The sequence below is a fragment of the Pseudomonas sp. NPDC087817 genome, assembly GCF_044742875.1.
GTDB lineage: Bacteria > Pseudomonadota > Gammaproteobacteria > Pseudomonadales > Pseudomonadaceae > Aquipseudomonas.
Map to the genome: position 1 here is coordinate 1 of NZ_JBIUVJ010000121.1, position 6709 is coordinate 6709.

The window sequence follows — 6709 nt, forward strand, 5'->3', positions numbered from 1 at the left end:
GACTTCTGCGCGGGCCCGACCCACGAAGAAGTGATCACCGATCTGATGCGCAACGAGTTGAGCAGCTACAAGCAGCTGCCGATCAACCTGTACCAGATCCAGACCAAATTCCGTGACGAAATCCGTCCACGCTTCGGCTTGATGCGCGGCCGCGAATTCATCATGAAGGATGCGTACTCGTTCCACGCTGATCAGGCGTCGCTGCAGGTCACTTACGACCGCATGCACGAAGCGTACTGCAACGTGTTTACTCGTCTGGGCCTGAAATTCCGCCCTGTTGAAGCCGACAACGGTTCGATCGGTGGCGCAGGCTCGCACGAATTCCACGTACTGGCCGAGTCCGGCGAAGACGATATCGTCTTCAGCAATGGCTCCGACTACGCGGCGAACATCGAAAAGGCCGAAGCTGTGCCTCGCGAAACCTCGCGTCCAGCACCAGCCGAAGAGTTGCGCCTGGTTGATACACCAGATACCAAGACCATCGCGGCGCTGGTGGAAAAATTCAATCTGCCGATTGAAAAGACCATCAAGACCCTGATCGTGCACGCGGAAGAAGAAGGCAAGCTGATTGCCCTGATCATCCGTGGCGACCACGAACTCAACGAAATCAAAGCGGCCCAGCAGCCAGGCGTGGCCAGCCCGCTGGTCATGGCTTCCGATGCCGAACTGCGCAACGCCATCGGCGCCGGCGCCGGTTCGCTCGGCCCGCTGAACCTGCCGCTGCCGATCATCATCGACCGCTCGGTCGAGCTGATGAGCGACTTCGGTATCGGCGCGAACATCGACGACAAGCATTACTTCGGTGTGAACTGGGAGCGTGACCTGCCGGTTCCGACCGTGGCTGACCTGCGCAATGTCGTGGCCGGCGACCCAAGCCCGGACGGCAAAGGCACTCTGGAAATCAAGCGCGGCATCGAAGTCGGGCACATCTTCCAGCTGGGCAACAAGTACAGCAAGGCGATGAAGTGCGAAGTGCTGGGCGAGAACGGCAAGCCGGTTACCCTGGAAATGGGTTGCTACGGCATCGGCGTTTCCCGTGTGGTAGCGGCTGCCATCGAGCAGAACAACGACGCCAACGGCATCATCTGGAGCGACACCCTGGCGCCGTTCCAGATCGCCCTGGTACCGCTGCGTTATGAAACCGAGCAGGTTCGCGAAGCCACCGACAAGCTGTACGCCGAACTGACAGCGGCCGGTTTCGAAGTGCTGCTGGACGATCGCGACAAGAAAACCAGCCCCGGCATCAAGTTCGCGGACATGGAGCTGATCGGCATTCCACACCGGATCGTGGTCAGCGACCGCGGCCTCGCCGAAGGCAACCTGGAATACAAGAGCCGTACCGAAGGCGAGGCGCAAGCGCTGCCGGTGGCTGACGTATTGTCCTTCCTTCAGGCCCGTATCCGCCGCTGAAACCAGATAGAGACGTCATGTTCAAGCGAAACACCTTAGGCCTCGGAGGCGCCACCCTGTGTGGCGCCCTGCTGGTCAGCGGCTGTGCCAATCACATGTCACAGCGCAGCGAGCACGAAGAGCGGGTCGAGCGAAAGTTGCTCGATCACAGCCTGCAGATTGATGTCGGTGAGCCTAAGGAGCTTGAGCTGCCGCAGCGACGCGTGAAGATCAACGAGCAGAAGACGTTCGAAGTCACTGAGTTCGAAGTCACTCGTCGTTACGATCGCTATACGCCTTACCAACCCTGGCGCGAAATCTACGAGATTCCGCTGGGCGCGGTGGCGGTGGTCGGCGGCGTCGGCGCGAACGTGGTCAACGTCTTCGCCCTCGGCAATTTGCCGGACAGCGTGACCAAGGACTGGCTGAGCTACGGTTTCGCCGGGCTCAACCCGTTCATGAACGTGCAGTCCAATGGTCGTGCGCAACAGAACCTGGCCGGCATCGATGAAGTCCAGCGCGACAAGCGCACGGAGTATTCGAGCCTGCCATGGAGCGAGCGTCCGGTGCAGGTCAAGGCCGGCAAGCAGACCTTCGACATGACCACCGATCGTAATGGTGTGCTGCGTCTGAACCTGCTGGACAGTCCGTTTGCCGAAAATGACCTCAATCATGTCGGCAAATTGCAGATCAGCGTCGAAGACGCCAAGGATGACGTGCATTCCGACTCATCCCTGCTGATCAGTAGCCACTTGCGCGGCAAGTTGCTGGAAGCGCACGGGCTGATTTACGACGATCTGGAGGATGACGAAGTAAGCCAGTGGGTTCACCGGGTCAAACGCCTGTCCGAGCTGGGCCTGGAAGAAGAAGCCAGCGAACTGGAACAAAGCCTGATCGAACTGACACGCAACGATCCTGAGTTGCAGACTGAGTTTCTCAAGTCTTTGACCAAGGATGCCGGACGTTTAGTGGCTGATCCGGGACCGAACTAAAAGCTGAAAGCATCGCGGGCAAGCCCGCTCCCACAGTGCTAGATGGTGAAACACAAATCGTGTGGACACCAAACATCCCTGTGGGAGCGGGCTTGCCCGCGATTGCAATCGAAAATTCGCAACAAAACTACCGCTCAAACAACTCCATCTGCTCAAACCCGCCGCGCAAATCCTCCAGCCTCACCCCTACCCCAAGCAGCCGTACCGGTTTCCCACCGCGATTGAACGCCTGCGTCAGCATCAACTGATAACTGCCCAAATCCCGCCCTGCCCCGGCCTGCTCCAGCGTCGTCTGGGTAAAATCATGAAACTTCACTTTGACGAATGGCTTGCCCGGTCGATAACTGCTGTCGATCCGCGCCATACGGGTTTTCAGGGTTTCCAGAAGCTCCGGCAACTTGTCCAGGCAACTGCGTAAATCCGGCAGGTCGACATCGTAGGTGTTTTCCACACTGATCGACTGACGGCGACTGTCGTTGTGCACCAGCCGATCATCAATCCCACGGGCCAGACTCCAGAGTCGCTCGCCAAAACTGCCAAATTCGCGCACCAGCGCCAGCTTGTCCCACTCGCGCAATTGCATGCAGTCAACGATGCCCAGTTTGCCCAGCTTGTCGGCCGTGACCTTGCCGACGCCGTGCAGCTTGCTCACCGGCAAGCCGCTGACAAAATCCTCGACCTGGTCCGGGGTGATCACGAACAAACCGTTGGGCTTTTTCCAGTCGCTGGCGATCTTTGCCAGAAACTTGTTCGGCGCCACGCCTGCAGAAACAGTGATGTGCAATTGATTGGAGACCCGGCGGCGAATGTCCTGGGCGATCCGTGTGGCACTACCGCCGAAGTGCGCGCTGTCCGATACGTCCAGATAGGCTTCATCCAGCGACAGCGGCTCAATCAAGTCGGTGTAATCGGCGAAAATCGTGTGGATTTCCTTTGAGGCCTCACGATAAGCGTCCATGCGCGGTTTGACGATGGTCAAATCCGGACACAGCTTGAGGGCGTGTCCCGACGACATCGCCGAACGCACACCATAAGCTCGCGCCTCGTAGTTGCAGGTGGCGATCACCCCTCGCCGATCCGCCGAGCCGCCCACCGCCAATGGCTTGCCTGCCAGACGCGGGTCATCACGCATCTCGATGGCGGCGTAGAAACAGTCACAGTCGACGTGGATGATTTTTCGCTGAGTCATGTCAGAAAAGGAAACGTGGCAAGCCGGATCGGCAGTATCTCACTGACAACTGTATATAGCACCAGTAGTGCCGAATGTTCTTTTCCCTGTGTAGGAAAAGACCGATGAATTTATTTTCTCAATCGAAAATGCATAGCCAATAGAGCTGAAAGCCTTGCCCCGCCTGCTCCGCGCTCTGCTCAAGCATCCTAAAAAACCGCTAACCGATTGAACCTCAACAGATTTTATCCAGATTGGAGGTTGACACCCCGGCGATCCTCTGTAGAATGCCGACACACAGACGCGGGATGGAGCAGTCTGGTAGCTCGTCGGGCTCATAACCCGAAGGTCGTCGGTTCAAATCCGGCTCCCGCAACCAAACATCAAAAAAGGCTACTCGAAAGAGTGGCCTTTTTTGTATCTGTTGAAAAAGTCCTTTCGCAACAATGATCTGTCACTGTGCAGTGAACCGCTTGGGATCTTCAGATGTTCTGACTTGCGACTATGCTTGAGTCGCAGGCAAGGCCTCTGCAATCCAGGAACTGCCCTCGCCGATACCCGGTGAGAGGCGTAGTATTTTGTGATTATTTTTTTCTACAGGGATTGGTAACTTGGCTGGATACCTCCATCCTGTCGCGCACAATCCAAGAGGTGATTGATGCGCGCCAACTCGTCTGATCCACAAGACACCGTCACAGCGGAACATCCGATCAAACCCGAGCGCTTGCGCTTGCTGGATCGATTGAGCAAATACCGTCAGCCCATCGGGCTGGGGGTCACATTGCTGTTGTTCACCATAGCGCTGATTGCCTGTCGCCACTTGCTCGTCGAACTCGATCTCGATGCGTTGCACGACTCGATTCTCGATGTGCCGAAACCCGCCCTGCTTGGCGCTTTCGGCGCAACCGTGGTCGGCTTCATTATTCTGCTCGGCTATGAATGGTCGGCCAGCCGCTACGCCGGTGTGACACTGCCACCGCGCATGCTGGCGCTCGGCGGCTTCACCGCGTTTGCGATCGGCAACGCCATCGGCCTGTCGCTGCTGTCCGGCGGTTCGGTGCGCTACCGTTTATATGCACGCTTGGGCGTGGGCGCTTCCGAAGTCGCGCACATGACCTTGTTCGCCAGCCTGTCGCTGGGCTGTGCGCTGCCGCCGCTGGCCGCACTCGCCACCCTTAGCGACCTGCCCGCCGCCTCTCAGGCGCTGGGGCTGTCTGAAGGACTGCTCGGCGCTGTTGCCGGCGCAGTGCTCGCACTGGGCGCGATTCTGGCGATTGGCATCTATCGCCGACGCCTGCCGGAACAACCTTACCGCGACAACCTGTTGGTTCGGGCCGGCCGTCGCACCCTGCGTCTGCCGGGCCGACGTCTGACCTTCCTGCAACTGGTCATCACCGCGCTCGACGTTGCCGCTGCCGCGACCGTTCTCTATCTATTGCTGCCCGAAGCGCCACCATTTGGCGCGTTCCTGCTGGTGTACCTGCTGGCCCTGGCCGCCGGTGTGCTCAGCCACGTACCGGGTGGCGTCGGTGTGTTCGAAGCCATTCTGCTGGCCGCGTTTGCCGACAAACTAGGTGCCGCGCCACTGGCTGCAGCGTTGTTGTTGTATCGCCTGATTTACGTAGTACTGCCGCTGCTGGTGGCCTGTGTACTGCTGCTGATCAATGAAGGTCAGCGCTTGTTTCAAACTCAGACCATGCGCGCGGCGTCCGGTCTGGCGGCACCGATTCTGGCGGTGCTGGTGTTCCTGTCCGGCGTGGTCCTGCTGTTTTCCGGTGCCACCCCTGAAATCGACACGCGCCTGGAGCACATCGGTTTCCTGATCCCGCATCGTCTGGTCGATGCTTCGCACTTCGGCGCCAGCCTGATCGGCGTGTTGTGCCTGATGCTGGCTCAGGGCCTGCGCCGTCGCCTGTCGGCGGCATGGATGCTCACCACCATTCTGTTGCTGGTTGGCGCCCTGCTCTCATTGCTCAAAGGCTTCGACTGGGAAGAAGCCACGCTGATGACACTCACCGCTGCATTGCTCGGTGTGTTCCGTCGCTCGTTCTATCGCCCGAGCCGTCTGACCGAACTGCCCTTCTCGCCGCTATATCTGGTGGCCAGCCTGTGCGTCCTCGGTGCATCGACGTGGCTGCTGCTGTTCGCTTATCAGGACGTGCCGTACAGCCATCAGTTGTGGTGGCAGTTCACCCTTGATGCTGACGCACCGCGTGGCCTGCGTTCGCTGCTCGGCGCCGCTGTGCTGTTGCTGGTGATCGCCCTGACCTGGCTGCTGCGCACTGCCCGTCCGGTGATCCATCTGCCGACACCTGATGAACTCGATCGCGCCGCGAAAATCCTTATGGCCTCGTCGCAACCCGACGGCGGCCTCGCGCTGACCGGTGACAAGGCGTTGCTGTTTCACCAGAACGACGAAGCGTTCCTGATGTACGCGCGCCGGGGCCGCAGCCTTGTTGCGCTGTACGACCCGATCGGCCCTGGCCAGCAACGCGCAGAAATGATCTGGCAGTTCCGCGACCTGTGCGACATCCACCATGCTCGCCCTGTGTTCTACCAAGTGCGCGCGGAGAACCTGCCCTACTACATGGACATCGGCCTGACCGCGATCAAACTCGGTGAAGAAGCCCGGGTCGATCTGCAGCGCTTTGACCTGGAAGCCAAGGGCAAAGAGATGAAGGACCTGCGTTACACCTGGAACCGTGGCACCCGCGACGGTCTGTCGCTGGAGATCCATGAGCCGGGCCAGGCGCCAATGGACGAGCTGAAAGTGATTTCCGATGCGTGGCTGACCGGCAAGAACGTGCGCGAGAAAGGCTTCTCCCTCGGCCGTTTCAGCGACGATTACCTGAAGCATTTCCGCATTGCGGTGATTCGCTTCGAAGGCCGCCCGGTGGCGTTCGCCAACCTGCTCGAGACTTATAGCCATGATCTGGCCAGTCTCGACCTGATGCGCGCGCACCCGGACGCCCCCAAGCTGACCATGGAATTCATGATGGTCGGCCTGATTCAACACTATAAGAGTCACGGATACGCGCGCTTCAGCCTGGGCATGGTGCCGTTGTCGGGGTTGCAACCCCGGCGTGGTGCACCGCTGACCCAGCGTCTGGGCTCGATGGTTTTCCGCCGAGGTGAGCACCTGTACAACAACCAAGGCTTG

General features: G+C 59.4%; 4 protein-coding genes and 1 tRNA gene. 4 read left to right on the plus strand and 1 reads right to left on the minus strand.

Annotated elements, in window-relative coordinates; translation table 11 throughout:
- Together ACIONG_RS29525 and ACIONG_RS29530 are read left to right on the plus strand one after the other, a co-directional pair.
- Nucleotides 1-1410, plus strand: a 1410-nt coding sequence (locus tag ACIONG_RS29525) for a proline--tRNA ligase (RefSeq protein ID WP_401304475.1), incomplete at its 5' end; no start/stop codon positions are given.
- Nucleotides 1411-1427: 17 nt separating this feature from the next.
- Nucleotides 1428-2381, plus strand: coding sequence for a hypothetical protein (locus ACIONG_RS29530; RefSeq protein ID WP_103306572.1), 954 nt, complete (start codon nucleotides 1428-1430; stop codon nucleotides 2379-2381).
- Nucleotides 2382-2508: 127 nt separating this feature from the next.
- On the opposite strand, the gene dinB is transcribed toward ACIONG_RS29530, so the two are convergent.
- Nucleotides 2509-3570 carry a DNA polymerase IV gene (dinB, locus tag ACIONG_RS29535; RefSeq protein WP_401304479.1) on the minus strand — a complete coding sequence of 354 codons (1062 nt, stop codon included), beginning with the start codon at nucleotides 3568-3570 and terminating at the stop codon, nucleotides 2509-2511.
- 281 nt (nucleotides 3571-3851) lie between these two features.
- Between dinB and ACIONG_RS29540 the strand changes: the two genes are divergently transcribed.
- Together ACIONG_RS29540 and mprF are read left to right on the plus strand one after the other, a co-directional pair.
- A tRNA-Met gene (locus ACIONG_RS29540) sits at nucleotides 3852-3928 on the plus strand.
- A 279-nt stretch (nucleotides 3929-4207) separates the two neighbouring features.
- On the plus strand, nucleotides 4208-6709 hold a 2502-nt coding region (mprF, locus tag ACIONG_RS29545; protein ID WP_401304482.1), incomplete at its 3' end, for a bifunctional lysylphosphatidylglycerol flippase/synthetase MprF.